The sequence below is a fragment of the Luteimonas sp. TWI662 genome (assembly GCF_039673825.1).
Taxonomy (GTDB): domain Bacteria; phylum Pseudomonadota; class Gammaproteobacteria; order Xanthomonadales; family Xanthomonadaceae; genus Luteimonas.
In genome coordinates this window covers 102,892-126,966 of record NZ_JBDJMI010000002.1, presented here as the reverse complement: position 1 = coordinate 126,966, position 24,075 = coordinate 102,892, and the positions used below count along the sequence as shown (strand labels likewise).

The 24,075-nt window shown below is 69.2% G+C and carries 19 protein-coding genes, 1 pseudogene and 1 riboswitch; of the genes and pseudogenes, 5 read left to right on the top strand and 15 right to left on the bottom strand.

Translation table 11 applies throughout. From position 1 onward, the window contains the following. Window positions 1-22: 22 nt before the first annotated feature. The 9 genes from leuC to ABE488_RS02990 form a co-directional block, all read right to left on the bottom strand. Window positions 23-1,450: a 3-isopropylmalate dehydratase large subunit gene (gene leuC, locus ABE488_RS03030; protein ID WP_346442675.1), complete on the bottom strand. Its 1,428-nt coding sequence runs from the start codon at window positions 1,448-1,450 to the stop codon at window positions 23-25. Window positions 1,451-1,472: 22 nt separating this feature from the next. Further along, window positions 1,473-3,032 carry a 2-isopropylmalate synthase gene (locus ABE488_RS03025; protein WP_346447106.1) on the bottom strand — a complete coding sequence of 520 codons (1,560 nt, stop codon included), beginning with the start codon at window positions 3,030-3,032 and terminating at the stop codon, window positions 1,473-1,475. After that, complete coding sequence (locus tag ABE488_RS03020) at window positions 3,029-4,186, bottom strand: threonine dehydratase (RefSeq protein WP_346447104.1); 1,158 nt, start codon at window positions 4,184-4,186, stop codon at window positions 3,029-3,031. Before ABE488_RS03020 ends, ABE488_RS03025 begins: the two co-directional genes overlap by 4 nt. A gap of 2 nt (window positions 4,187-4,188) precedes the next feature. Beyond that, on the bottom strand, window positions 4,189-5,115 hold the full coding sequence (locus ABE488_RS03015; RefSeq protein WP_346447102.1) for an aminotransferase class IV: 927 nt from the start codon (window positions 5,113-5,115) through the stop codon (window positions 4,189-4,191). Beyond that, window positions 5,106-5,342: an ACT domain-containing protein gene (locus ABE488_RS03010; protein WP_346442683.1), complete on the bottom strand. Its 237-nt coding sequence runs from the start codon at window positions 5,340-5,342 to the stop codon at window positions 5,106-5,108. Before ABE488_RS03010 ends, ABE488_RS03015 begins: the two co-directional genes overlap by 10 nt. Next, window positions 5,326-7,101: an acetolactate synthase 2 catalytic subunit gene (gene ilvG / locus ABE488_RS03005; RefSeq protein WP_346447100.1), complete on the bottom strand. Its 1,776-nt coding sequence runs from the start codon at window positions 7,099-7,101 to the stop codon at window positions 5,326-5,328. Before ilvG ends, ABE488_RS03010 begins: the two co-directional genes overlap by 17 nt. After that, the gene (gene ilvC / locus ABE488_RS03000; RefSeq protein WP_346447098.1) at window positions 7,101-8,093 is read right to left on the bottom strand and encodes a ketol-acid reductoisomerase; all 993 of its coding nucleotides are present in this window, start codon (window positions 8,091-8,093) and stop codon (window positions 7,101-7,103) included. Before ilvC ends, ilvG begins: the two co-directional genes overlap by 1 nt. Window positions 8,094-8,412: 319 nt before the next feature. Continuing rightward, window positions 8,413-8,559 (bottom strand): hypothetical protein, encoded by a 147-nt coding sequence (locus ABE488_RS02995; protein WP_346442689.1) that lies wholly within the window; start codon window positions 8,557-8,559, stop codon window positions 8,413-8,415. A 71-nt stretch (window positions 8,560-8,630) separates the two neighbouring features. After that, complete coding sequence (locus ABE488_RS02990; RefSeq protein WP_346447096.1) at window positions 8,631-9,719, bottom strand: DNA topoisomerase IB; 1,089 nt, start codon at window positions 9,717-9,719, stop codon at window positions 8,631-8,633. Window positions 9,720-9,833: 114 nt separating this feature from the next. On the opposite strand from ABE488_RS02990, the gene ABE488_RS02985 reads away from it, so the two are divergent. Continuing rightward, a complete protein-coding gene (locus ABE488_RS02985; RefSeq protein ID WP_346442693.1) occupies window positions 9,834-10,202 on the top strand; it encodes a BON domain-containing protein in 369 nt (122 codons plus the stop codon). Window positions 10,203-10,314: 112 nt separating this feature from the next. Here the strand turns inward: ABE488_RS02985 and ABE488_RS02980 are convergent, their stop codons facing one another. The 5 genes and pseudogenes from ABE488_RS02980 to ABE488_RS02960 all read right to left on the bottom strand — a co-directional run bounded on the left by ABE488_RS02980 (window position 10,315) and on the right by ABE488_RS02960 (window position 16,257). Continuing rightward, entirely contained in the window at window positions 10,315-10,653 is a 339-nt protein-coding gene (locus tag ABE488_RS02980; protein ID WP_346442695.1) for a DUF6616 family protein, read from the bottom strand. A 375-nt stretch (window positions 10,654-11,028) separates the two neighbouring features. Further along, window positions 11,029-12,339: a threonine synthase gene (thrC, locus tag ABE488_RS02975; protein WP_346447094.1), complete on the bottom strand. Its 1,311-nt coding sequence runs from the start codon at window positions 12,337-12,339 to the stop codon at window positions 11,029-11,031. Between the two features lie 10 nt (window positions 12,340-12,349). Then, window positions 12,350-13,345: a homoserine kinase gene (locus ABE488_RS02970; protein WP_346447092.1), complete on the bottom strand. Its 996-nt coding sequence runs from the start codon at window positions 13,343-13,345 to the stop codon at window positions 12,350-12,352. A gap of 185 nt (window positions 13,346-13,530) precedes the next feature. Continuing rightward, a pseudogene (thrA, locus tag ABE488_RS02965) lies at window positions 13,531-16,017 on the bottom strand (bifunctional aspartate kinase/homoserine dehydrogenase I); the annotation flags it as partial. A gap of 87 nt (window positions 16,018-16,104) precedes the next feature. Further along, window positions 16,105-16,257 carry a hypothetical protein gene (locus ABE488_RS02960; protein WP_346447090.1) on the bottom strand — a complete coding sequence of 51 codons (153 nt, stop codon included), beginning with the start codon at window positions 16,255-16,257 and terminating at the stop codon, window positions 16,105-16,107. A 167-nt stretch (window positions 16,258-16,424) separates the two neighbouring features. Next, window positions 16,425-16,520, top strand: a riboswitch (TPP riboswitch). A gap of 129 nt (window positions 16,521-16,649) precedes the next feature. On the opposite strand from ABE488_RS02960, the gene thiC reads away from it, so the two are divergent. Together thiC and ABE488_RS02950 are read left to right on the top strand one after the other, a co-directional pair. After that, window positions 16,650-18,527, top strand: coding sequence for a phosphomethylpyrimidine synthase ThiC (gene thiC / locus ABE488_RS02955; RefSeq protein ID WP_346442702.1), 1,878 nt, complete (start codon window positions 16,650-16,652; stop codon window positions 18,525-18,527). A gap of 125 nt (window positions 18,528-18,652) precedes the next feature. Beyond that, complete coding sequence (locus tag ABE488_RS02950) at window positions 18,653-19,249, top strand: DUF4136 domain-containing protein (protein ID WP_346447088.1); 597 nt, start codon at window positions 18,653-18,655, stop codon at window positions 19,247-19,249. A gap of 77 nt (window positions 19,250-19,326) precedes the next feature. Here the strand turns inward: ABE488_RS02950 and ABE488_RS02945 are convergent, their stop codons facing one another. Next, complete coding sequence (locus ABE488_RS02945; RefSeq protein WP_346447086.1) at window positions 19,327-20,337, bottom strand: alpha/beta hydrolase; 1,011 nt, start codon at window positions 20,335-20,337, stop codon at window positions 19,327-19,329. Window positions 20,338-20,660: 323 nt separating this feature from the next. Here ABE488_RS02945 and ABE488_RS02940 point away from each other — a divergent pair, with 323 nt between their 5' ends. Together ABE488_RS02940 and ABE488_RS02935 are read left to right on the top strand one after the other, a co-directional pair. After that, on the top strand, window positions 20,661-22,982 hold the full coding sequence (locus tag ABE488_RS02940; protein ID WP_346447084.1) for a winged helix-turn-helix domain-containing protein: 2,322 nt from the start codon (window positions 20,661-20,663) through the stop codon (window positions 22,980-22,982). A 166-nt stretch (window positions 22,983-23,148) separates the two neighbouring features. Further along, window positions 23,149-23,964, top strand: coding sequence for a helix-turn-helix domain-containing protein (locus tag ABE488_RS02935; protein ID WP_346447201.1), 816 nt, complete (start codon window positions 23,149-23,151; stop codon window positions 23,962-23,964). Window positions 23,965-24,075: the final 111 nt, after the last annotated feature.

Genomic DNA, 24,075 nt, shown 5'->3' with positions numbered 1-24,075 from the left:
GAAGGGGACCGGGGCGCGTGCATCAGGCCACCGCCCGACGGTCGTCGAACAGCTCGCGCGGATCGGCGACAACACCCCGCACGGCGGCCCAGGCGGCGGTGGTCGGCGAGGCCAGCAACGTACGCGCGCCGGGCCCCTGGCGGCCTTCGAAATTGCGGTTGCTGGTGCTCACCGCCAGTTGTCCGGGCGCGACCAGGTCGCCGTTCATCGCGATGCACATCGAGCAGCCGGGCTCGCGCCACTCGGCGCCGGCCGCGCGCACGACCGCATCGATGCCTTCGGCTTCGGCCTCGCGCTTGACGATCTCCGAACCGGGCACCACAAGCATGCGCACGCCGGCCGCGACGCGGCGACCCTGCAGCACCTGAGCGACCTCGCGCATGTCGCGCAGCCGCCCGTTGGTGCACGAGCCCACGAACACCACGTCGACCGGCATGCCGGCCAGTGAGCGGCCGGCGGCGACGCGCATATAGTCCTGCCCCTTGCGCTCGGCGGCATCGCTCGCCTCGGGCACGGGCACGTCGACGCCGATCGCGGTGCCGGGGTGGGTCCCCCAGGTCAGCGTCGGGCGGATGTCGGCCGCGTCGATGCGCACTTCGACATCGAACTCGGCGCCCGGATCGCTGCGCAACGTGCGCCAGTGCGCGACCGCGGCATCGAAGTCCGCGCCCTTGGGGCCGCGCGGCGTGCGGGCGATCCAGTCGAACGTGGTGTCGTCGGGCGCGACCATGCCGGCGCGCGCGCCGGCCTCGATCGACATATTGCACAGCGTCATCCGCTGTTCCATGTCCATGGCCGCGATGGTCGAGCCGCGGTACTCGATGACGTGACCGGTGCCGCCGTTGACCCCGATTACGCCGATCGCGTGCAGGGTCACGTCCTTGGCGCCGACGCCGGGGGCGAGTTGGCCCTCGACGGTGATCGCCATCGTCTTTGGCCGCCGCTGCAGCAGGCACTGCGTCGCCAGCACGTTGCCGACCTCACTGGTGCCGATACCGAAGGCGAGCGCGCCGAACGCGCCGTGGGTCGAGGTGTGACTGTCGCCGCAGACGATGGTCATGCCGGGCTGGGTGAAGCCTTGTTCGGGCGCGATCACGTGCACGATGCCGCGCTGGTCGGAAGCCATGTCGAACAGCTCGATGCCGAACTGCGCGCAGTTGGCGGCGAGCGTCTCGACCTGTTTCTCGGCGGCCGCGTTGGCGTAGGGCAGGCGGCCGTCGGGTCCTGCCGGCAGCGTCGGCGTGGAGTGGTCCATGGTCGCCTTGGTGCGGTCGGGCCGGCGCGGCGACAGGCCGCGCGCGCGCAGCTCGGTGAAGGCCTGCGGCGAGGTAACCTCGTGGATCAGATGCAGGTCGATGTACAGCACCGCGGGCGCGGCGTCGGTCTCGGGGATCACGACGTGCGCGTCCCACAGCTTGTCGAACAGGGTTTTGGGCGAACTGGCGGTCATTGCTGGCTCTGGACAGTGGCGGTCAGGCATGGGCGGCGTGGGGCTTTGCAGCGGCCCCGGCTGTGGCGGTCGCGACGCGGCCGCGAAGAATGCGGTTGGCCACGTCCAGCCAGGCCAGCGCGCTGGCCTCGATGATGTCGCGGCTGGTGCCGCTGCCATCGAAGATGGCGTCGCCGTGGCGCACGCTGACGCTGGCCTCGCCCCGGGCGTCGCGGCCGGTGCCGACACTGTGCACCTGATAGCTTTCCAGCGACAGGTCCACGCCGGTCGCCGTCGCCAGCGCGGCGAACAGGGCGTCCACCGGCCCATCGCCCAGTGCGCTTTCACCGACCTTGTTGCCGTCCGGGTCGGACAGTTCGATCACCGCGCTCGCGCGCTGGCCGCGATCGCTGATCGTCATCGACGCCAGGCGCCAGCCCTGGCCATGCACGTCGCCGTGCATCAACGCCTCCAGGTCGTCGTCCTCGACCACGCGCTGGCGCTCGCACAGCGCCTTGAACGCAGCGAACACCTGATCGAGCTGCGCATCCTCGACCGTGTAGCCAAGCGCGCGCAGCCGGTGGCCGACCGCGGCGCGGCCGCTGTGCCGGCCCAGCACCAGCTTGGAATCGGGCCAGCCGACGTCCGAGGGGTTCATGATCTCGTAGGTGCCGCGGTGGCGCAGCATGCCGTGCTGGTGGATGCCCGATTCGTGCGCGAACGCGTTCTCGCCGACGATCGCCTTGTTGCGCTGGACGCTCATCCCGGTCAGGCGGCGCAGCAGTTGCGAGGTCGGGACCAGACGGCGGGTGTCGATGCCGGTGTCGATGTCGTAGAACGCGTTGCGGACTTTCAGCGCCATGACCAGTTCTTCCAGCGCGGCATTGCCAGCGCGCTCGCCGATGCCGTTGATCGTGCACTCGACCTGGCGCGCGCCGCCCTCGATCGCGGCCAGCGAGTTGGCGACCGCCAGGCCCAGGTCGTTGTGGCAGTGCGCGCTGAAGATCACGTCACGTGCGCCGGGGACGTTGGCGATCAACCGCTGGAACAGCGCGCGGCTTTCCTCGGGTGTCGCATAGCCCAGGGTGTCGGGAACGTTGATCGTGCCGGCGCCGCTGGCGATCGCCGCGGCGATGACCTCGGCCAGGAAATCGTCCTCGGTACGGGTGCCGTCCTCGGTCGAGAACTCGACGTCGTCGACCAGCCGTCGGGCATGCGCGACGCTGGTGGCGGCCATGTCCAGCACCTGTTGCCGGCTCATGCGCAGCTTGTGCTCGCGGTGCAGCGGGCTGGTGGAGATGAAGACGTGGATACGCGGACGGGCGGTGCCCTCGAGCGCACGCGCCGAGGCTTCGATGTCGGCGGGCAGGCAGCGCGAGAGCACCGCCAGCGTCGGCGTGCGGACTTCGCGTGCGATCAGGCGTGCGGCCTCGCGGTCGGATTCCGAACTGGCGGGAAAGCCGGTCTCGATGATGTCCACGCCCAGCTCGGCGAGTGCGCGGGCCATCACGACTTTCTGTTGCGGCGACATGCTGCAGCCCGGCGATTGCTCGCCGTCGCGCAGGGTGGTGTCGAAAATTCGGATGGTGTCGGAAGCGGTCATGCGGGAAGTTCCTCGGCAATACGGTGGGGCATGCGGTCGGGCGGCGCTTTGATCGCGCGTCGAAGTCGCGGTTCGCCGCCTCCGGCCGGCGCCGTGGTGCCCAGGTCGTTGCGCCGCCGTGGCGTGGCGGCCGGTGCCGGCGGCGCCGCGGTGGTCGCGGTCGCGTCGACGATGCGCTGGCGACGCCTCGGCTTGCGCGGTGGCCGTGGGCGGACCTCCGACAGCAGGCGCGCCAGCACCCCGGCGTCGAGGTTGCCGCCCGAGACCACCGCGACCTTGCGGCGCCCGGCGACGCGACGGCCGGCCGCCAATGCCAGTGCGCCCGCGCCCTCGGCGATCACGTGTTCCTCCAGCGCCAGACGCACCAGCGTCTCGCGCAGTTCCGCCTCGCGGACGATGACCACATCGTCGAGCAGGTCGGCCAGCAACGCCCGGGTCAGCTGGCCGGGGTCGGCCACGCGCACGCCGTCGGCCAGCGTGGCGACCGGTGAGAACGGGGCGTCATCGCCGCGCAGCACGCGTGCCATCGCGTCCACGCCTTCGACCTGGGCACCGACGATGCGCACCCCCTGACTCTTGAGCGCGAGGGCCACGCCGGCCGCGAGCCCGCCGCCGCCGATCGGCACGATGACCACGTCCGGCACCAGGGCCGCGGCGATCTCCAGGCCCACAGTGCCCTGGCCGGCGATCACGTCGATATCGTCGAAGGCCGACAGCAGCCGGAAGCCGTTCTGCGCCGCCAGTTCGCCTGCGAACGCCTTGGCCTCGTCGTAGGTGTCGCCGTGCAGGCGCACTGTGGCGCCCCAGTGCGCGACGCCGGCGATCTTGGTCTGCGGCGCGTTGCGCGGCATCACCGTGATCGCCGGAACGCCGAGCCGGTAAGCGGCCCAGGCCATGCCCTGGGCGTGGTTGCCGGCCGAGGCGGCGATGACCGTGCGGTCGTCGCCGCGCTCGCGTGCGGCCAGCAGCGCGTTGAGGGCGCCGCGCACTTTGTACGAACCGGTGCGCTGCAGATTCTCCAGCTTCAGCCAGCAGCCGAAGCGCTCGGCATAGTGGATCGGCGTGACGTCGAGATGGCGGCGCAGCCGCGCCTGCGCCGCCAGCACATCGCTGGCGGTGGCGCGCGGCACGCGGCGTACATCGGGGTCGGGCATGCTCAAACCGCCGTCAGCCAGCCGCGGCCGGCCTCGGCCTGGCCGCGCACCACGCGGGCGTAGAGATCGGCCAGTTCGCGGGTGACCGGATTGTCGCCATAGCTCCGGTCCTCGATCGCCTGCACCGGCGCCACCTCGGCGGCGGTACCGCAGGCGAACACCTCGTCGGCATCCAGCAGTTCGGCGACGGTGACCGCGCGCGAGGACGCGCCGGTCAGCGCGATCAGCGTGTCGCGGGTGATCCCGGGCAATGCGTCGCGGTGGGCAACCGCGGTCAGGCGGCCGTCCTTGACCAGGAACACGTTGGCGCCGGTGCACTCGACCACGAAGCCGTCGGCATCGGTGAACAGCGCTTCGTCGAAGCCGCGCGACTTGCTCTGCCGTTTGGCCAGGATCGAGTTGACGTAGGCGCCGCACAGCTTGAGCGGCGGCAGCGAATCGGCGGGATTGCGCCGCCAGCTGCTGATGCCCAGCCGTGCGCGGGTGCCGGCCAGGTGCACGCGCGTGGCGGTGGTGGCGACCATCAAATGCTCGGCATGGCCCTCGACATCGAGCCCGAAGCCGCCCTCGCCGAACCAGGCCAGCGGCCGGACGTAGGCGTCGCGATGGCGGTTGGCGCGCAGCGTCGCCAGCACCGCCTCGGTCGCGAGCGCGGGATCGAACGCCATGCCCAGCAGCGCCGCCCCCTCTCGCATGCGCGCCAAGTGCTCGGGCAGCCGGAACACAGCGGCGCCGTCGTCGGTGGCATAGGCGCGGATGCCCTCGAACACGCCGCTGCCGTAATGCATCGCGTGCGTGGTCAGGCCCGCCTGCAGCGCATCGACAGCGTGCAACGCACCGTCGAACCAGACCCGGTCGCTGGGCGCGCGTGCGGCCTCGGCGATCGGTGCGACCGCGACCGCGGCATCGGCGGCGACATTCAACGACACGGCTGCACCTCCACCGACAGGCAGTCGTAGAGCTTGGCCAGCTGGCCTTGCAGTGCGCTCGCGGCGCGGTCGCCCTCGACGGTCATGCGCAGGCACCAGCGGTCGTCGTCCTCGCCGGCGGCGCCCTCGAAGGTCAGCGGTCGGAAGCCGCGGCGCTCGGTGGTACCCAACACACGCACCAGCGCACCTTCGGCGCGGCGCAGGGTCATCTCAAACTGGTAACGCATGGCGGCATTCCTCGGGCGCGGGGGCAGTGGGGTCGGTCAAGGCGGAGGCGTCGGCTGTCGCGGCATCGGCCTCGATGTCGGCATCGGCGTGGTCGAGCATCTGCGCGTTGTTGTGGTTGGGCGGCACCAGCGGCCAGACGTTGGCGGCGGTGTCGATGGCGACATGCAGCAGTGCCGGGCCCGGCGCATCGAGCAGGGCCTGCAATGCCGTTTCGACGTCGTCGCTGCGGTCGACCGACAGCGCCTGGATGCCGAACGCGCGGGCGACCTGGGCGAAGTCGGGGTTGTCGGACAGGTCGATCTCCGAATAGCGACGATCGAAGAACAGCTCTTGCCATTGCCGCACCATGCCCAGCGCCTGGTTGTCGAGCAGCACGATCTTCACCGGCACCTGGTAGCGCTTGAGCGTCGCCAGCTCCTGCACGTTCATCAGAAACGAACCGTCGCCGCTGACGCAGACCACGCGGCGCCTCGGGTCCTGGAGCTGGGCGCCGATCGCGGCCGGCAGGCCGAAGCCCATCGCGCCCAGCGCGCCACTGGTCAGGTGCTTGCGCGGATGGTCGAAGCGCCAGTGCTGGGCGACCCACATCTGGTGCTGGCCGACGTCGCAGGCCACCACGGCGTCAGGCGCCAGTTCGCTCAGGCGCTTGAGCAGCGCAGGGGCATAGACCTTGTCGCCCGGGGCGTCGTAGCGGGCAGCGAAGCGCTCGCGTCGCTCCGCGCACAGCGTGCGCCATTGCGCACGCGCCGCGGCAAAACGCCCGTGTGTGTGCGCCGCGCATGGCGCGGCCAGCCGCGACAGGCTGGCGGCGACATCGCCGCAGACCGCGACATCGGTCTGCCGCAGCTTGCCGATCTCACACCCGTCGCCGTCCAGGTGCACGATCCGCGCGTGCGGGGCGAACTCGGCCAGCTTGCCGGTGGCCCGGTCGTCGAAGCGGGCGCCCACGACCAGCAGCAGGTCGGCCTCCTGCACCGCCAGGTTCGCGGCGCGCGTGCCGTGCATGCCGAGCATGCCCAGGTTCGCAGGGTGCGATGGCGGCAGTGCGCCGAGACCACGCAGCGTCAGCACGGTCGGGATCGCGGTCAGGTCGGCGAACTCGCGGAATGCCTCCAGTGCATCACCCAGCACGATGCCGCCGCCGCCGTAGACGACCGGACGCTGCGCTTGCGCCAGCAGCGCCGCCGCCTCGTGCAGCGCGTGGTCGGCGCAGGGCGGCATGGTGTCGGCGCGCGAGGGCACGTGCGCTCCCAGATGGGCGGCGTCGCCGATCTGCACATCCTTGGGCATGTCGATCAGCACCGGCCCGGGACGCCCGGAGCGGGCGATCCGGAACGCCTCGGTGACGGCATGCGGCAGCTCGTCGACGCTGCGCACCAGGAAGCTGTGCTTGACGATCGGCAACGTCATGCCGAACACGTCCAGCTCCTGGAACGCGTCGGTGCCCATCAGCGGCGTGGCGACCTGGCCGGTGATGATCACCATCGGCACTGAATCGAGCATCGCATCGGCGATGCCGGTGACCAGGTTCGAGGCGCCCGGGCCGGAGGTCGCTACACAGACGCCGACGCGCCCGCTGGCCCGCGCGAAGCCGTTCGCGGCGAATGCCGCGCCCTGTTCGTGGCGGACCAGGACGTGCTTCAGCGACGCGCCATGCAGCGCGTCGTAGAACGGCATGATCGCGCCGCCCGGATAGCCGAAGATCGTCTCGACTCCTTCGGCCTCCAGCGCCTGCACCAGCCAGCGGGCGCCATTCATCACGCGACTTCCGTACGCTGTGAAGGAGCGTCGGCCTGCTCGCCCAGCCAGGTCATCTTCGCGCGCAACTGGCGGCCGACCTGCTCGATCGGGTGGTCGAAATCGGCCTGCTTGTAGCGCTTGTAGTTCGGCAGCCCGGCCTCGTACTCGGCAACCCAGTTCTTGGCGAATGTGCCGTCCTGGATGTCGGCCAGCACGTCCTTCATGCGCGCCTTGACGCCGGCGTCGATCACGCGCGGACCGCTGACGTAGTCGCCGTACTGCGCGGTCTCGGAGATGAACTCGAGCATGCGGGTGATGCCGCCCTCGTAGAACAGATCGACAATCAGCTTGAGCTCGTGCAGCACCTCGTAATAGGCGATCTCGGGCTGGTAGCCGGCTTCGACCAGCGTCTCGAAGCCGGCCTGTACCAGCGACGACGCACCGCCGCACAGCACCGCCTGCTCGCCGAACAGGTCGGTCTCGGTCTCTTCCTTGAACGTGGTCTCGATCACGTTGGCGCGCGCCCCGCCCAGGCCCGCGGCATAGGCCAGCGCGGTATCGCGGGCATGACCACTGCGATCCTGGTGCACGGCGTAGATGCACGGCACGCCGCGGCCGATCTCGTATTCGCGGCGCACCAGGGCGCCGGGCCCCTTGGGCGCGACCAGGACCACGTCCAGGTCCTCGCGCGGGGCGATCATGCCGTAATGCACGTTCAGGCCGTGCGCGAACAGCAGCGTCGCGCCCTGCTTCATATGCGGCGCCAGCACCTCGACATAAAGCTGCTTTTGCACCATGTCCGGCGTCAGCACGGCGACCAGGTCGGCCTCGCGCACGGCGTCGGCGGGCGCCTTGACGGTGAAGCCGTCGGCCTTGGCCTTCTGTTCGGTCGGCCCGCCGGGACGCAGGCCGACAACGACGTCGAAGCCCGAGTCGCGCAGGTTCAGCGCGTGCGCGCGACCTTGGCTGCCGTAGCCGACGATGGCGATGGAGGGGTGTGCATTGCTCATGGGCGATCGTGTCCGCTGGAGGAAAAGGAGGAGGGGGGCGTCGGGATCGACGCCCGGATACGACGACGGCCGGAGGTCGAGGGCATCGCCCTGTTCCATCCGGCCGTCGCATGCGTCGTCGCCATCGCAGCGCCCGTGCGTGCAGGTGTCCGACACGCCCGCGCCGCGCCGCGAGCGCCTTGGGCGGCGCTGCGGGCGGGGGTGAAGACGGGCATGGTGTCGGGCATCGGTTCGCTCTGGTGCTAGGCAATGGGCAACAAAAAACCCCGCGCTTGTCGGCGCGGGGTTCGGTTCTTTCGACCTTGGGTTTCGCTTTTTCTTACACGAACCCCGTTCCCGCGCCTGACTGGACGGTAATAAGAAGTACGGCAATAAGAAGCGCGGTGGTCGCGGCGAACATGACGGTCCGGCCGTCACCGGTGGCGGTGCGGGCGGGGAGCTGCATGCGGGTGCTGCGCTGCGTCATGGGTCGAGAAAACCATGCCCGGGACGGGCTGTCAACAGTTGCGTCGACAACCAATTCATTGACCCGGCAGATCAGCGCTTGCGCGCCGCGCGATGGGCGCGGCGCAGCAGGCCGAGCGTTGCCTGTTCCCACTGCCGCGGACCGCGCGCGTTGGCGGCTGCGCGCTGCAGGCGGCCGTCGCGCCACGCGGTATAGAGCACCGGATCGATGTAGGCCTTGCGGCACACCGACACCGTGTTGCCCAGCGTCGCGGCGACATCGGCGATGACCTGCTTCTCCTGCAGCGCCAGCGCCCGCTCGCTCGGCGGGCCGCCATTGCGTCCGGTGGGCAGGGGCCGCGCGGCGAACTGACGGAACGCCAGTGCGGTGCCGCCCCAGGTGCGGAAATCCTTGGCGGTGAACGACTCGCCCATGGCCTCGCGCAGGTAGTCGTTGACCATGCCCGAATCCACACCGCGGCATTCGCCCTCGTCGTCCATGTACTGGAACAGCGCCTGCCCCGGCAATTGCTGGCAGCGGCGTACCAGCCGGCACAGCCGGGCGTCGTCGATCGCGATGTCGTGCGCCTGACCACTCTTGCCGCGGAAGCGCAATCGCGCGCCGCCGGCCTTGGCCCGCTCGAAGTGCCGGTTGCGCAGCGTGGTCAGGCCGAACGATCCATTGCTGCGGGCGTAGGTGTCGTTGCCGACCCGGATCAAGGTCTGCGACAACAGCGACACGACGATCGCCAATACCTTCTCGCGTGGCATGCCCGGGCGCGCCAGGTCGCGTTGTAGCGCACGGCGCAGGCGTGGGAGTGCGTTGCCGAACGCGACGATCCGGTCGAACTTGCCCAGGCCGCGCGTGGTCGACCAGTCGGGATGGTAGCGATACTGCTTGCGCCCGCGCGCATCGCGCCCGGTGGCTTGCAGATGGCCGTTGGCATATTGGCAGATCCACACGTCGGTGTAGGCAGGCGGGATGGCCAGTTGCCGGATCCGGGCGAGCACCTCGCGGTCCCGCACCGCTGCGCCGCCGGGATCGCGATAGCTGAATCCTTTGCCGGCGCGGCGGCGGCAAAGGCCGGGATCGCGATCGCAGACCCAGCGCAGGCCGGCGGCCCGGGCCGCTTCGAGACTCGCCTGCGTGACAGGCGCGGCAGGGGGGAGATGACGATTCATGAGCGGCTGATAACAACGGGGCGCTCTGCGCGCCGTGAACGTGTCGCCTTCACCCCCCCGGCACGGGGAGGCTGCGCAGACTCGCGGCACACCATAAGATTCGGAGGACGCCCAATGAAGACTCTGCACAAGACCCTGATGGCTGGCGCGCTTGCAGGTGCGGTTGCATTCACCGGTTCGGCGCTCGCGCAGGATCACGACCGCAAGGATCACACCACTGCCGCGCAGACCGATTCGCATCAGCCGATGTCCGATACCTGGATCACCACCAAGGTCAAGGCCGATCTGCTGGCGTCGAGCGATGTGTCCGGTCTGGATATCAGCGTCGAGACCAGCAACGGCATTGTCAGTCTGTCGGGCGACGTCGAGTCGCAGGCGCAGATCGATCGCGCGACTGCGATCGCACGTGGCATCGAAGGCGTGAAGAGTGTGGACGCCAAGCAGCTGAAGGTTGCCACGGGCACCCGCACCTCGCGGCCCTGATCGACAGCATTGCATTATCGAAGGCCCCTGCCATCCGGCGGGGGCCTTTTTCATTGGGCGCCGGGACACCACACGGCACCGGTGCTCGGTCATCGGCACAGGCGCCTCGCGCTTACGCGGTCGCAAGCACGGCCAGATGGTCTGCAAGTCCGCCCGCGTCGCAGGCCGCGTTCACATGGTCAAAGTAGTCGTACCAACCGCTATCGCGAATACCGGCCAGTAGGACATCCCGGGCCGTCGTGTTGGGAAATCGCCACACCCCCAAGTAACGGTGGCCGCTCGCATGATCGATGTCGGCGTCCGCTTCGCCCAGCGCCAGGACCTCAATGCCGAGACTGGACAGTCCGCCCATTCCAGCGTGGACGCCGGCCAGGAAGCGTTCGCGGTTGGCGGTGGGCAACGCGCGCCATGCGGCGTTCGCGCTATAGAGTTCGACGAGGTAGTGAGCCATGGGCTTGGGGTCTTCGTTTCAGGTTGTATGGCAGGAGTGGCGGAGATGCCGGCGTGTATGGATCGCGTGTGGTCGCAGCAACTGCGCACGCGCCATGGGGCGATCCGGTCGCTCCGTCGTCGTCTTCGCCGCATGCTCATCCGTACGCTTGAGGCGAAGGGTCGGATCGGTATCGGGTTAGTCGCCGTATGGTATGGCGGCTAATTATATCGACATTGTGCACAACGTCCAGCCGGTCTGGCTGGACAAGGCGATGCGTCAGCGGCGTCGCTGCCGCCCGCGTCTTCGCACGACCCACCTGGGCATGGGGGCCAGCGCCCGGTGTGTCGGGCCTGGGACGCTTGCTCGGGCGCACGCCGCCCGAACGAGCGTCGGTCAGCCCATGTCGGCAGTCCGGTGCCAGCGTTCGAGCGTTTCGGCGAGTGCGTCCGCATCGGCCGGCAGCGGAGTGTCGCCCGCGGGGCGTGCCAGGCAGTCGGCGAGCGCGGGCGGTAGCGGCACGTCGTGTCCGATCAACGGCTCGACGATGGTTTCGAACTTCGCCGGGTGTGCGGTCGCAACGACCGCCCAGCCGCGTGTATCGCCGGCTTCGCGCAGTCGTTCGAGCACGGCCAGCGCCGTCGCGGTATGCGGACAGGACACGATGCCGTGTCGCGCCGGTGCCGCTGCGATGATCCGGCGGATCGTGGCATCGTCCACGCTGTCTGCGGCGAAACCGGCGCGCAGCGTGGCGTCGTCGACATGCCAGTGGCGCAGCCGCTCGAAGTTGCTCGGCGCACCGACGTCCATCGCATTGGCGAGCGTGGCCCGCGTGGGCTGCGCGGCGTAGTCGGCACCGGCGAAGAAGCGTGGCAGCGTGTCGTTGGCATTGCAGACCAGGCGGATCTCGCCCAGGGGCGCGCCCAACGCGCGCGCGAGCACCGCAGCGCAGGCATTGCCGAGGTTGCCGGTGGGCACGATGAGGTTCAGCGGCTCTCCATGCCGGGCGTGATGTGCGGCCGCGGCATGCACGTAGTACGCCGACTGCGGTAGCAGACGGCCCAGACTGATGCTGTTGGCCGAACCCAGCGGCACGCGCGCCCGCAGCGCGGCATCCGACAGCGCGTGCTTGGCGAGGCGCTGGCAGTCGTCGAAGCTGCCGTCGACGCGGAACGCGCGTACGTTGTCCCCCCAGCATGCCAGGCCGTGCGCCTGACGCGGAGATACCCGGCCTTCGGGATAGAGGATGGCGACACGGAACCCCGGCCGCCTGTGGAAGGCCGCGGCCACCGCGGCCCCGGTATCGCCCGAGGTGGCGACCACGATCGTGGTGTCGGACGCGGTGGGCGAGCGCAACGCGCCCAGCGCACCGGCCAGGAAACGGGCGGCGTAATCCTTGAACGCGGCGGTCGGGCCATGGAACAGCTCGAGCACATGGTCACCGGCGCCGCGCAGCGGGCGCAGCGGCGCCTCGAAGGCGAACGCCTCGTCGCACAGTGCCGGTAGCTGTGCCTCGAGCCGGGATCCCGAGAACCAGGGGGCCAGGGTCGCGGCCGCGGTCTCGGCGAGCGCGGCGCGCGGTACCTCCAGGTCGAGGACAGGAATCGACGCGGGCACATACAGGCCACCGTCGGGCGCGAGGCCCGCCACGAGGGCATCGTCGATCGGTGTCGGCGGCACGCCACCGCGGGTGCTCAGGAAATGCATGGTGCGCTCGTCACTGGGAGAAGGGTAGATGCGCGGCGCGCGTGCCAAGCGGCCGCGATACCGGGCTCGGGTCGAGCAGCGCGGCCCGTGGGCCAGCCACTGGACCGACATAGGTGCGGGCGTCGAAACCGGCGTCGGCGAACGCCTGGCGCATGACTGGTGCAGCGGCCTCGGCCTCGGTGCGCGAGGCGAACCAGGCGAAGACGCTCGGTCCACCGCCCGAGATGCTGGCGCCGAGCGCGGCGTGGTCGAGTGCGGCCGACTTGACCTGCGCGAACCCGGGAATCAATCCGGCGCGGCGCGGCTCGACCAGCACGTCGCGCAGTCCGGCACGCACCAGATCGAGGTCACCGCGTTGCAGGCCGGTCAGAAACAGCGCCAGGTGCACGCTATGGGCAACGATGTCGTGCAATGGATAGGGGGCGGCGAGCACCGCACGCGACCGGCGCGTTTCCAGCACCTGGTCGGGATGCACGACGACCGCGTGCAGCGTCGCTGGGACCTCGAGTGCGATCGCACGGTCGGCGGTGGCCAGGGTCACCCCGCCCAGCAGCATCGGCGCGACGTTGTCGCCGTGCCGGCTGCCGCTGGAGATCGCTTCGCCGTCCAGCGCGAACGGATACAGCGCATCGCGCGGCAGGGGGGCGTCGAGCAGCGCATTCGCGGCCACCAGTGCCGCGACGCACGAGGCGGCCGAGCCGCCGAGCCCCGATCCCAGCGGGATGCCTTTCTCCAAACGCAGTGCGAAGCCGTACGGCAGCGACAGCGCCTCGCGCAACGACTGCAACGCAAGGCCGGCGGTATTGCGCGTCGGATCGAGCGGGATCGCGTCGATGCCCGCAACGTCGCCGTCGATCGCCTCGATGACGACGGTCGGCGCGGCGATGCGACGTACCCGGGCGATGTCCCGCGGCCCGTCGATCGCGTGGCCGAGCAGGTCGAAGCCGACGCCGATGTTGCCGACGCTCGCCGGCGCAAACGCCGCGACCCAGGGATGTTCGGGCATGGTGGAGCCTCCTGCTGCCGCCCGGTCGGCGGCGTTGGATCGTGACATCGACATCGTATCGACCAGGGGCAGCCGGGTCGGCTTTCGTGCCTGCGCCGTCATCCGCAGGCCGCCGATTCGATGGCCTGCGCGTTGCATCCATCATGCCGCAGGAACGGCAGGCCGGCCTGCTTGCCGAGCGCATGGGCGATCGTCAGCACATCGGCGAATACGCCCGCGGCGGTCACTTCCGGGCCGGCCCCTGGCCCCTGGACGACCAGCGGGTTGTCCGCGTAGCGGGCGGTGCGGAACTGCACGAGGTTGTCGGTCAGCCGGGTGTGGCAGCACGAGTGCTCGGCCGGTAGCGCGACCACGCCGACACTGGCCCGGCCGTCGCCTTGCAGGCGTGCCAGGTGACGCAGCGCATGGCCGTTGGCGCGGGCGGCATCGAGCCTGCTTTGCATCGGCGCGTCGAGCTCGTGCAGGCGGTCGAGAAACGCCGCCAATGGCACGTCGCGCAGGGTCTCGGGCACCAGGCTTTCGACCGCGACGTCCTCGAGGGACAGCGTCCGGCCGGCTTCGCGCGCCAGAATCACCAGTTTGCGCGCGACGTCCAGGCCCGACAGGTCGTCGCGCGGGTCGGGCTCGGTGTAGCCCAGCGCCCGGGCCTCGCGTACCAATTCGGAGAACGGGCGACTGCCGTCGTAGCGATTGAACAGCCAGGCCAGCGTGCCCGAGAGCATGCCGTCGATGCCGTGCAGCGTGTCGCCGGTATCGAGCAGGCCGCGCAGGGTCTGGATCACCGGCAGGCCGGCGCCCACGGTGGCCTCGTACAGGAAGCGGCCGCCCCCGGCGCGCTGGGCCCCGCGGATCGCCGCATAGCGTGCCCACGCGCCGCTGCCGGCGTGCTTGTTCGGGGTGACGACGTGGATGCCGGCGGCCAGCCACTCGGGATACTTCGCCGCGACGGCATCGCTGGCGCTGCAGTCGACGATCAAGGCATGCGGCAGATGACTGGCGCGCACGTGCGCGGCGAACGCGTCCAGGTCGCAGGCCGGCGCGGTGGTATCGAGCGTCGCGGCGGCATGGGCGGGATCGAGCGGCGCGTCGTCGAGATGCATCCGCCGGCTGCTGGCGATCGCGCGCAGCCGCAGGTCCACGCCTGCGCGCTCGCGCAGCGCCGGTGCCACGTCGGCCAGTTGCGCCAGCAGTGCACGGCCGACGTTGCCTGGCCCGATCACGCCAACCGAGACCGTCTGCGGCGACAGCCAGAAGGCCGCATGCGCGGCGCGCAATGCGCGGGTGGCGTCGGTCTGGGCGATCGCGACCGAGATGTTGCGCTCGCCCGCGCCCTGCGCAATGGCGCGGATGTTGACGTGCGCCTGGGCGAGGCCGGCGAACAGCCGCGCGGCGACGCCCTGGGTCCCGACCATGCCGTCGCCGACCGCCGCCAGTACGCACAGATCGCTGGTCACGGTCACCCCCTGGGCCTGGCCCTGGGCGATTGCGTCGGCGAACGCGGCGACGATCGCGGCGCGGCCGCGCTCGACCTGGCCGGCCTGCACGACGCAGCAGATCGAATGCTCCGACGAGCCTTGCGAGATCATCGTCACCGAGACGCCGGCCGCATGCAGGGCCGCGAACATGCGCTCGGCGGTGCCGGGCACGCCGACCAGACCATTGCCGACCAGTTCGAGCACGGCCACATCACGCACCAGGCTCAGGCCCTTGACGGGCGAGGCCGCTGCCGCGGCCGCCGGTGCGATCGTCGTGCCCGGCGCAGACGGATTGCGGCTGTTGCGGATGCGCACTGGAATGCCCCGGGCCTGTACCGGCGCCAGGGTCTGGGGATGCAGCACGCTTGCACCGAAGTAGGCGAGTTCGCAGGCCTCGGCATAGGACATCGCCGGCAAACAGACCGCATCGGGCACCAGGCGCGGATCGGCCGAGAGCACGCCGTCGACATCGGTCCAGATGGTCAGGGCCTGGGCGTCGAACAGGTTGGCGAAGATCGCTGCCGAGTAGTCGCTGCCGTTGCGCCCGAGCGTGGTGTCGCGACCGTCGCCGTCGCGGGCGACGAAGCCGGTGATCACCACATCGCGCGCGGCGTGGGCCAGGCGCCAGCTCGCCAGACGGGCGCGACTTGCGTCCCAGTCGACGACCGCGCCCATCTCGCCGTGCCGGACCACCAGCACGTCGCGTGCGTCCAGGCGCTGCCAGCCCGGGCCGAGCGCGGCCTGGGCCAGTCGTGACGACAACTGCTCGCCGCAACCGTGGATACGCGCCAGCCGCGCGTCGCGATCGGCGGCGTCGGTGTGCAGACTCTGCAGGTCGTGGGCGAGAGCGGCGAACTCGTCCTCGAGCGCGGCGTGCAGCGGGCCGTCGGCCTCGTGTTCGAACGCGTCGGCGGCCGCGACGTGGCGCTGGCGCAGCGCGTCCCACGCCGGCTTCCAGTCATCGAGTGCGAGGGCGGCGTCGGCGAGCGCGATCAGGGCATTGGTGGTGCCCGACATCGCCGACACGATCACCGGCCGCACCCGTGCGTCGGCCGGCACCAGGCGGGCCAGCGCCGCGATGCACGGGGCATCGGCCAGGCTGGTGCCGCCGAACTTGTGGACATGGCAGGCGAGCGCCGGCGACGCATCGTCGGCGGTGGGGACGGACTGGGCGCGAAGCGCGACGGCGGACGACATGGGGAGCTCCTGGAAAGGGGCTCCGCATCACGATCGGGCGGGACGTGGCGTCCGCATCCCGGGAGGGATGCGGAGCGGGCGGTCAGGTCAACTGGCGGCGCGCGTCCACATCCCGGTCCCGGTGATACCGGTGCCGGTAATGCCGACGATCGTCGTGATGATCGCCGCCGCCGCGCGCCCACGCACCACCGCACGGATGGCGGTCGTCGACAGGCGGGAGGCGTTGGTGCGATGCATCATGTCCGCAGCACACCACGCCGCCGCGCGCGTTGTCAACCGGTTTTTCGTACAGGCCTGCGCCGCCGGGTGCCGGGAGATCCTGCGTCGACTGATCCGCGCACAACGGCGTCGGGACGCCGGTGGCGTCGGTCTCGGCTTGGGTGTTCGCGCCCCGCATGGTCTAATCGGCCCCGAAGCGGGGGTACCGACGTCAGTCGGTTGAGACAGTCCCTTCGAACCTGATCCGGTTGATACCGGCGTAGGGAAGCTTCGCAGCCGGCCCCCGGACCGATGGCGCGCGCATGCGTGCCAGCGGCACGCGGTCCGGGCGCGCCGCCGCTTCGTCCCGCCTTGCGAATCCCTCGCTGGCGACGCCCGCATCCCACGATGCGGCATCCAACAGGACGAATGCCATGAACGCCCAGCCCGTCAGCTTGTTGCAGCAGGCCCAGCAACTCTCCGATTCGGTCACCCGGCCCATCCCCGGGTCGCGCAAGATCCATGTCCAGGGCTCGCGCCCGGACCTGCGCGTGGCGATGCGCGAGATCGCGCTGACCCGCACGCCGACGCTGTTCGGCGGGCAGGACAATCCGCCGGTCACTGTCTACGACCCATCGGGCCCCTACACCGACCCGGACGTGAAGATCGACCTGGCTGCGGGCCTGGCACCGCTGCGCGCGGCCTGGATCGCCGAGCGCGACGACACCGAGGTCCTGCCTGGCCTGTCGTCGAGCTTCGGGCGGGCGCGCGAACACGATCCGCGGCTGGCCGGCGTGCGCTTCCCGTCGCGCGTGCAACCGCGTGCGGCCAAAGCCGGCGCCAACGTGACCCAGATGCACTACGCGCGCCGCGGCATCGTCACCCCCGAGATGGAGTACGTCGCGATCCGCGAGAACCAGCGTCTGGAGCTGGTGCGCGATGCGCTGCTGCGCAGCCAGCATCCCGGTCAGGCCTTCGGTGCGAGCATTCCGCCTTCGATCACTCCGGAGTTCGTGCGCGACGAGATCGCGCGTGGTCGCGCGATCCTGCCTTGCAACATCAACCATCCCGAAAGCGAGCCGATGATCATCGGCCGCAATTTCCTGACCAAGATCAACGCCAACATCGGCAACAGCGCGGTGTCGTCGGGCATCGCCGAGGAAGTGGAGAAGCTGGTCTGGGCGATCCGTTGGGGCGGCGACACGGTCATGGACCTGTCGACCGGCAAGCACATCCACGAGACCCGCGAATGGATCGTGCGCAATTCGCCGGTGCCGATCGGCACGGTGCCGATCTACCAGGCGTTGGAGAAGGTGGACGGCCGCGCCGAGGCGCTGACCTGGGAGATCTTCCGCGACACGCTGATCGAGCAGGCCGAGCAGGGCGTGGACTACTTCACCATCCACGCCGGCGTACTGCTGCGCTACGTGCCGCTGACCGCCAAGCGCGTGACCGGCATCGTCTCGCGCGGCGGTTCGATCATGGCCAAGTGGTGCCTGGCGCACCATCGCGAGAGCTTTCTGTACGAACATTTCGAAGACATCTGCGAGATCATGAAGGCCTACGACGTGGCGTTCTCGCTCGGCGACGGCCTGCGCCCGGGCTGCATCGCCGACGCCAACGACGCAGCGCAGTTCGGTGAGCTGGAGACGCTGGGCGAGCTGACCAAGATCGCCTGGAAGCACGACGTGCAGACCATGATCGAAGGGCCGGGCCATGTGCCGATGCAGCTGATCAAGGAGAACATGGACAAGCAACTGCGCGAGTGCGGCGAGGCGCCGTTCTACACACTCGGCCCGTTGACCACCGATATCGCACCGGGCTATGACCACATCACCAGCGCGATCGGTGCGGCGATGATCGGTTGGTACGGCACCGCGATGCTGTGCTACGTCACGCCAAAGGAGCACCTGGGTCTGCCCAATCGCGAGGACGTGCGCGACGGGATCATGGCCTACAAGATCGCCGCGCATGCCGCCGATCTCGCCAAGGGGCATCCGGGCGCGCAGGTGCGCGACAACGCGCTGAGCAAGGCCCGGTTCGAGTTCCGCTGGCAGGACCAGTTCCACCTGGGGCTCGACCCGGAGAAGGCGGAGGCCTTCCACGACGAGACCCTGCCCAAGGACGCCCACAAGGCCGCGCACTTCTGCTCGATGTGCGGGCCGCACTTCTGCTCGATGAAGATCACCCAGGACGTGCGCGAGTACGCGGCCGAGCATGGCGTGGAGGCCGAGCAGGCACTGGCTGCGGGCATGGCGGAGAAGTCTGCCCAGTTCCGGGCACAGGGCGCCGAGGTCTACCTGCCCGAGTGACCGCGGTGGCGGCCGGATGGACCATTCGTCCGGCCGTCGCGTCCGCTCGACGGCGCGCCGCGTATGTTCAGGGCCGGTATCGTGGCGGCGCGCCAAGATCCATCCGTCAACAGGGAGACCCCAAGATGAAGACTTCCACGTCCCGCGTGGCCGCCTGGCTGGTGGCCCTGTGCGGCCTCGCGCTGCTCGCCGGTTGCGCGACCGGGCCCCGCATCACCACCGAAGCCGATCCCAGGGCGGACTTTTCGGCCTATCGCACCTGGTCGTTCTACACGCCGCTGGCGATCGAGAAGGACGGCTACGAAACCCAGACCAGCGAGGTCACCAAGGCCGCCGTGCGCGCCGAGATGGAGCGCCGCGGCTACCGCTACAGCGAGGCCGACCCGGACCTGTGGGTGAACATCAACGCCTACATAGAACGTCGGACCGATGTCACCAGCTATCCGACGGTCGACTACGCCTACTACTACAGCTATCGCCACCGCGGCTACTTCGCGGTGCCGTACTGGAACGAGCGCACCAGCGTCTACCGCTACACCGAGGGCACGATGAACGTGGATCTGGTGGATGCGCGGCAGAAGCGGTTGGTGTGGGAGGGCATCGCGGTCGGACGCGTCGCCAATCTCAAGCCCGAACAGCGCGAGCAGCGGATCCGGTCGACGATCGCCGAGATCTTCGCCAGCTATCCGCACCAGGCCGGCGTGCGCAGCCAAGCGCTGTAATCGCTCAACGCGGGAAACGAAGAAGCGGGCCGATGGCCCGCTTTTTCGTTTGTGTTCCGGCCGCGGACGGTCCGGGGTCAGCGCTGCGTTTGCCAGCGAGCCTCGATGAAGACGCCGATCTCCTGCGCCAGGTCGTCATCCTCTGGCGTTGCGCCCATGAAGCCGCCATGGGGCATGCCTTCCCCGAGATAGAGCTCGACCGGAACCTTGGCTCGGACCAACCCGCGATGCAGGCGCGCCGCGTTGGAGAGGAAAAGGTCGCGGGTCCCCGTTTGCAGGAAAGTCGGCGGCAGGCCGTCGAGTTGGCCGAACAAGGGGGACAGATAGGGATGGCCGAGGTCTGCGCCTCCGGCATAGAGCCGATTGATCTGCATCAGCGGGAGGGGGAGCATCACGTCCATGTAGCGATTGGTGTGAAAGCTGTCGCCGGACTCGGTCAGGTCGACTTCGGGCGACAGCAGCACCAGGCCGGCGGGCATCGGCAGGCCTTCATCGCGTCCGCGCAAGAGCATCGCCAGGGCGAGGTTGCCGCCCGCCGAACGCCCGATGAGGACGATATCGGTGGGCGCGTGCTGGGTCAGGACATGCCGATAGGCCGCCAGACAATCGTCCAGCGCAGCAGGGTAGGGATGCTCGGGCGGCAAGCGATAATCCACGCCATAGCAGCGGGCACCGTAGCGGTCCGCCTGTTGCTGCGCGCTGACACGGCAGGCCTCGCCACCACCGAACAGCAGGGCGCCGCCGTGCAGGTCGATACAGGCGCGCTGGGGGTGCGCCGACGCGCCAGGCGTGGCGACGTGGATCTCAGCCTCGCCGAGGATCAAGGTGTCGACCCTCGCGCGAAGGTGCTCGGCCAGGCCTTTCATGGCAGCCGCGTACTGGCTGTCCACCTGGTCCTTGAGGGCTTGCCAGGCCGCTGTATCTTCCGCCGCGGGCAGGGGCATGAGCGCATTCACCGGCACACCCTGCGCCGTGACCAAGCGCTGCAGTGCGGCCCTGGCCTGCGCGCTGATCGAAGTCGGAAAGGGGACAATGCGTTCAGGCAGCGACACGCCGTTGCATGGGGTGGTGGACTTGGCCTGTGTCATGAGCGATTCCAGCGCGATGGTTGCAATAGAGGCAATGGGGCTGGTCTACGAAGAAGGATCCCCCGCAATAGCGCTTCGTCGAGCGCCGGTCCCGGCGCAGACTACATCGGGGCTACGCAACACCCGCGTCGATCCGGCCCCGGACGACATCCACCACCCAGGTCAGTTCGATCGTAAAGGAGGGGAGGCGACAGCGCAGTCACGCCAGGCACCCCGACGGCGCTGTCGTGTTCGCCCGTCCGCTTTGCCGGATCTGGCGTAACATCGTGCTGCGTTCAGCTGTTGTTGACTAGGCTTGGCGACCCAGCAGTTGGGATTGCAGCATGACCGTTTCACGCCATGGAGAGGACGCCGTTCCACTGCCACGTCTTCGTGTCGGCGTTGGTATGGTGGATTTCGCGACGCGCGAGGTCGAGATGCCCGGTGCGCGCCGGCCCATGCGCGTGACGCCGAAGGCCGCCGCCGTGCTGCGCGCCCTGTCACGCAGTCCGGGCACGGTGCTCTCGCGGCATGAACTGCTGGCAGAAGCCTGGCCGGATACGCTGCCGACCGACGACGTGCTGACCCAGGCGATCACCCAACTGCGCAGAGCATTCGGGCAGGGCGACCTCGGCACGGCCGAGGGACGGCGTTACATCGAGACTATTGCCAAGAGCGGCTATCGGTTGACGGTTCCGGTGTCGACAGTCGACAGCGAATCGACGGCATCGCCGGCGCCTGTGGACGCGACGTCGCCGGTATCCGGGGGGCCGATGACGACGGCTCCGTCGGCGAGCGAAGGGCCGTCCCGACCCCATTCGGTGCGGATGCAGGGACAGGCGGGTTGGTGGGCAGGCGCAGTGTTCGCGCTGCTGGCGATTTGTGTCGTGAGCCTGGTCCTGCTGGCGCCGCCGACGTCGGTCCCGCCGCCGCCGCTGTCCGACGCCGCCGCGGCGGTTGCACCGGGGCGCTCGTATCGGCTCGTGACCTCCGCTGCAGGATTTGAACTGTCGCCCAGCCTGTCGCCAGATGGCAGCCAAGTCGCGTATTCGGCCCGTACGCTGCATGACGGGACGCCATTGCCGAGCGCATCCATCCTGGTGCAAGCGACGAGTGGTAGCGCACCTTGGGCGCTGTCGGTGCCGACCGCCGGAGAACGGGACGATCTGCCTGTATGGTCGCCTGACGGGGCGCGCATTGCGTTCGTCCGTTGGGACGATGCGGGCCGCTGTCGGATCATGCTCGCCGCCGCCGACGCTGTGGGGCAGGAGCGAGAGATCGTGCGTTGCGATGGAAGCGAACTCCTCAGCTTCGATTGGTTGCCCGACGGCAGCGGGCTGCTGTTCGGCACCATGACCGGCAGCCCGGACGGCGGCGGCGTGCGGATCTTCGACCTGGCGACGGGCCAGTGGCGCGCTGTGCGCTATCCCACCGTCCCCGGTGCCATCGACTACCTGCCCAAGGCATCCCCCGACGGTCGCTGGATCGCCTTCGTTCGCAATCCGCAGCTCGGTGATGTGTGGCGGATCCCGGTCGAGGGGGGGAGCGCCGAGCAATTGACCCAGATCGGTGCGGAGTTGCGCGGACTGAGCTGGACCCGCGACAGTCAGGCGCTGGTCTATGGCAGGAGGATCGATAGCGAAACACGCCTACACCGCCTGGACCTGGCGACCAGGACGACCGCCGATCTCGGGGTCGAGGATGCGCAGATGCCGGCGACTGCGCGGGATGCGGATCTGGTGGCCTTCGTGCATCGGCAGCCGCAGTTCGGTATCAGCCGGATCGATGCGACCTCCGGGCATCGCGAACGCTTGTTCGCATCGTCGGGGCGCGACACCCAGCCAGTCGTGGCGCCGGATGGCCGGCAGTTGATGTTCACGTCCGACCGCTCTGGTAGTTCCGAGTTGTGGTGGGCCGATCTTGAGCGCCCCGATTCGCTACGTCCGATCCCGGGGGTACGCCCTGATACGCGGCAGCCGCCGGCGTGGTCTGCCGACAGTCGGCGTTTGCTGGTCTCCACATTGGACGCGACAGGCCGGCCCGGCATCGTCGAAGTCGAGCCGGAAGCAGGCACCGCGACACCACTTCCGGTGCCGGCCGCGCAGCCGTTGCAGGTTGCGTATGGCGCGGACGGTGGGTTGCTTGTGGTCGAGGAGGAACACGAGGGGCGGACAGTGCTGATTGCTTACGATCGCCGTTGGCGTGTGATCGGACGTCTGGATGGCGTTTCACATGTCCGGTTCGATCCGCGGCGAAATCAGGTGCTCTACACTCGGCTGGACGGCAATGGGATCTGGAGCGCGGCTGCCGACCTGACCCATCCGCGCCGTCTCAGCGCGGACGTGCCGTCACGATGGCGCTACCGCAGTTGGGCGCTGATGTCCGACGGGCGGTTGTCATATCTGGACAGCGACGACCAGTGCCTCACCCGGATGACTCGATTCGCGATCGGCCAGGACAGACTGCGTCGTGAGGACCAGCAGTGCCTCGACGCTTCCAACCGCAGTGCGGTCAACGGATTCAGCGGTTACCAACAGGACTGGCTGGTGTCGATCGCGACGGAAGACGGAACCGATATCGGCGTGATGCCCCTGCCTATCACTCGCAGTGGGTCCCAGAGTCTGTTCGCTAAGTTGTTGATGGCATTGAGAAGAAAGGCGTCGTGAGGATTTCGGAAAAACATCGGAGCGAATTCGGCAAAGCGTAGTCGCGCCATCGGGCAAGTGCGCAGCGCAGATGGCAAAAAGGACGCTCCTCCGTCACCGGTGTGCTCGCATGTCTATCGCCCCGTGGTCCCAGCGCGGTCATCTGCTTCAATTCGACCAAGTCGTGATGCCGGCGCAGTGCGTCGGCGCGTCCCGCCTGGGTGTGGTGCAGGTCACCGCACCGGCATTCAGTGTCTGGGTGCAGGTGCGCGGCGATGGTTGGATCGAGTCTCGCGAGGGTCGATTCCGCATGCGTCGCGGGGACTGGATGGCGTTCGAGAAGGAGTCCGCGCCGCTGATCCAGGCGGGGCCGCACGGCATCTGTATCGGACTCGCACTCGATGCGCGCGCGCTCTCGGAGTTGCAGGCGCTGGACGACGGCGGTTTGTATGCCGGGCGCGGCCGCGTTTCGCTGCAAGATGTCCGCGTGTTACTGCGGCTGTGGCGGGAGGCTCAGCGGGGGCATTGCGACCGACTCAGCGTTCGGCCGCTACTACTGCAGCTCGCGATCATGCAGCGCGACCTGGCGGCTCGGGCGCGCCGATGTCCGGGCCGCTCGCGAAACCGAAAGCGTCAGGTGTTCGGCCGCATGCAACGGGCCAGGCTCTATTTGGAAGGCAATAGCGACCGGGTGGTCCGTATCAGCGAGTTGGCCGATTTGACGAGCTTCTCCAGTTGGTACTTCTCCAAGGCGTTCCACGCGCTGTACGACGAGAGCCCGCAGGCATTGTCGGTGCGACTGCGGCTCGAGCGCGCGGGCCATCTGCTGCGCACCACGTCGATGATGGTGGGAGAAGTCGCTGCCGCCACCGGCTTCGACAACTGCTGCAGCTTCGCCCGTGCGTTCAAGGCGCACCACGGTATGTCAGCGAGTCAGTATCGCGCGGCGGGCCAGGCTACAACTGGCGAACGGGTGACCCGCGAGATGTACGCGAGCGCATGACATGCCGCTGTGACGAGAGTCGCATCCTCGTCTCGCATTCATCGAAAGGGACAGATTCGGCAAAGTCAGACGGTGGAGGATGCAAGGCGTGAGTCCAGTGTGCAGACGTAA

Excerpts from the sequence above, each read along its gene's own strand:
- ABE488_RS02995 (WP_346442689.1), bottom strand. The coding sequence starts at position 8,559 with ATGACGCAGCGCAGCACCCGCATGCAGCTCCCCGCCCGCACCGCCACC.
- ilvG (WP_346447100.1), bottom strand. The coding sequence starts at position 7,101 with ATGAATGGCGCCCGCTGGCTGGTGCAGGCGCTGGAGGCCGAAGGAGTC.
- ilvC (WP_346447098.1), bottom strand. The coding sequence starts at position 8,093 with ATGAGCAATGCACACCCCTCCATCGCCATCGTCGGCTACGGCAGCCAA.
- ABE488_RS02990 (WP_346447096.1), bottom strand. The coding sequence starts at position 9,719 with ATGAATCGTCATCTCCCCCCTGCCGCGCCTGTCACGCAGGCGAGTCTC.
- ABE488_RS03025 (WP_346447106.1), bottom strand. The coding sequence starts at position 3,032 with ATGACCGCTTCCGACACCATCCGAATTTTCGACACCACCCTGCGCGAC.
- ABE488_RS02960 (WP_346447090.1), bottom strand. The coding sequence starts at position 16,257 with ATGATGCATCGCACCAACGCCTCCCGCCTGTCGACGACCGCCATCCGT.
- leuC (WP_346442675.1), bottom strand. The coding sequence starts at position 1,450 with ATGACCGCCAGTTCGCCCAAAACCCTGTTCGACAAGCTGTGGGACGCG.
- ABE488_RS02945 (WP_346447086.1), bottom strand. The coding sequence starts at position 20,337 with ATGACACAGGCCAAGTCCACCACCCCATGCAACGGCGTGTCGCTGCCT.
- ABE488_RS03010 (WP_346442683.1), bottom strand. The coding sequence starts at position 5,342 with ATGCGTTACCAGTTTGAGATGACCCTGCGCCGCGCCGAAGGTGCGCTG.
- thiC (WP_346442702.1), top strand. The coding sequence starts at position 16,650 with ATGAACGCCCAGCCCGTCAGCTTGTTGCAGCAGGCCCAGCAACTCTCC.
- ABE488_RS03020 (WP_346447104.1), bottom strand. The coding sequence starts at position 4,186 with ATGCCCGACCCCGATGTACGCCGCGTGCCGCGCGCCACCGCCAGCGAT.
- ABE488_RS02970 (WP_346447092.1), bottom strand. The coding sequence starts at position 13,345 with ATGCCCGAACATCCCTGGGTCGCGGCGTTTGCGCCGGCGAGCGTCGGC.
- ABE488_RS02935 (WP_346447201.1), top strand. The coding sequence starts at position 23,149 with ATGCCGGCGCAGTGCGTCGGCGCGTCCCGCCTGGGTGTGGTGCAGGTC.
- thrC (WP_346447094.1), bottom strand. The coding sequence starts at position 12,339 with ATGCATTTCCTGAGCACCCGCGGTGGCGTGCCGCCGACACCGATCGAC.
- ABE488_RS02980 (WP_346442695.1), bottom strand. The coding sequence starts at position 10,653 with ATGGCTCACTACCTCGTCGAACTCTATAGCGCGAACGCCGCATGGCGC.
- ABE488_RS02985 (WP_346442693.1), top strand. The coding sequence starts at position 9,834 with ATGAAGACTCTGCACAAGACCCTGATGGCTGGCGCGCTTGCAGGTGCG.
- ABE488_RS02950 (WP_346447088.1), top strand. The coding sequence starts at position 18,653 with ATGAAGACTTCCACGTCCCGCGTGGCCGCCTGGCTGGTGGCCCTGTGC.
- ABE488_RS02940 (WP_346447084.1), top strand. The coding sequence starts at position 20,661 with ATGACCGTTTCACGCCATGGAGAGGACGCCGTTCCACTGCCACGTCTT.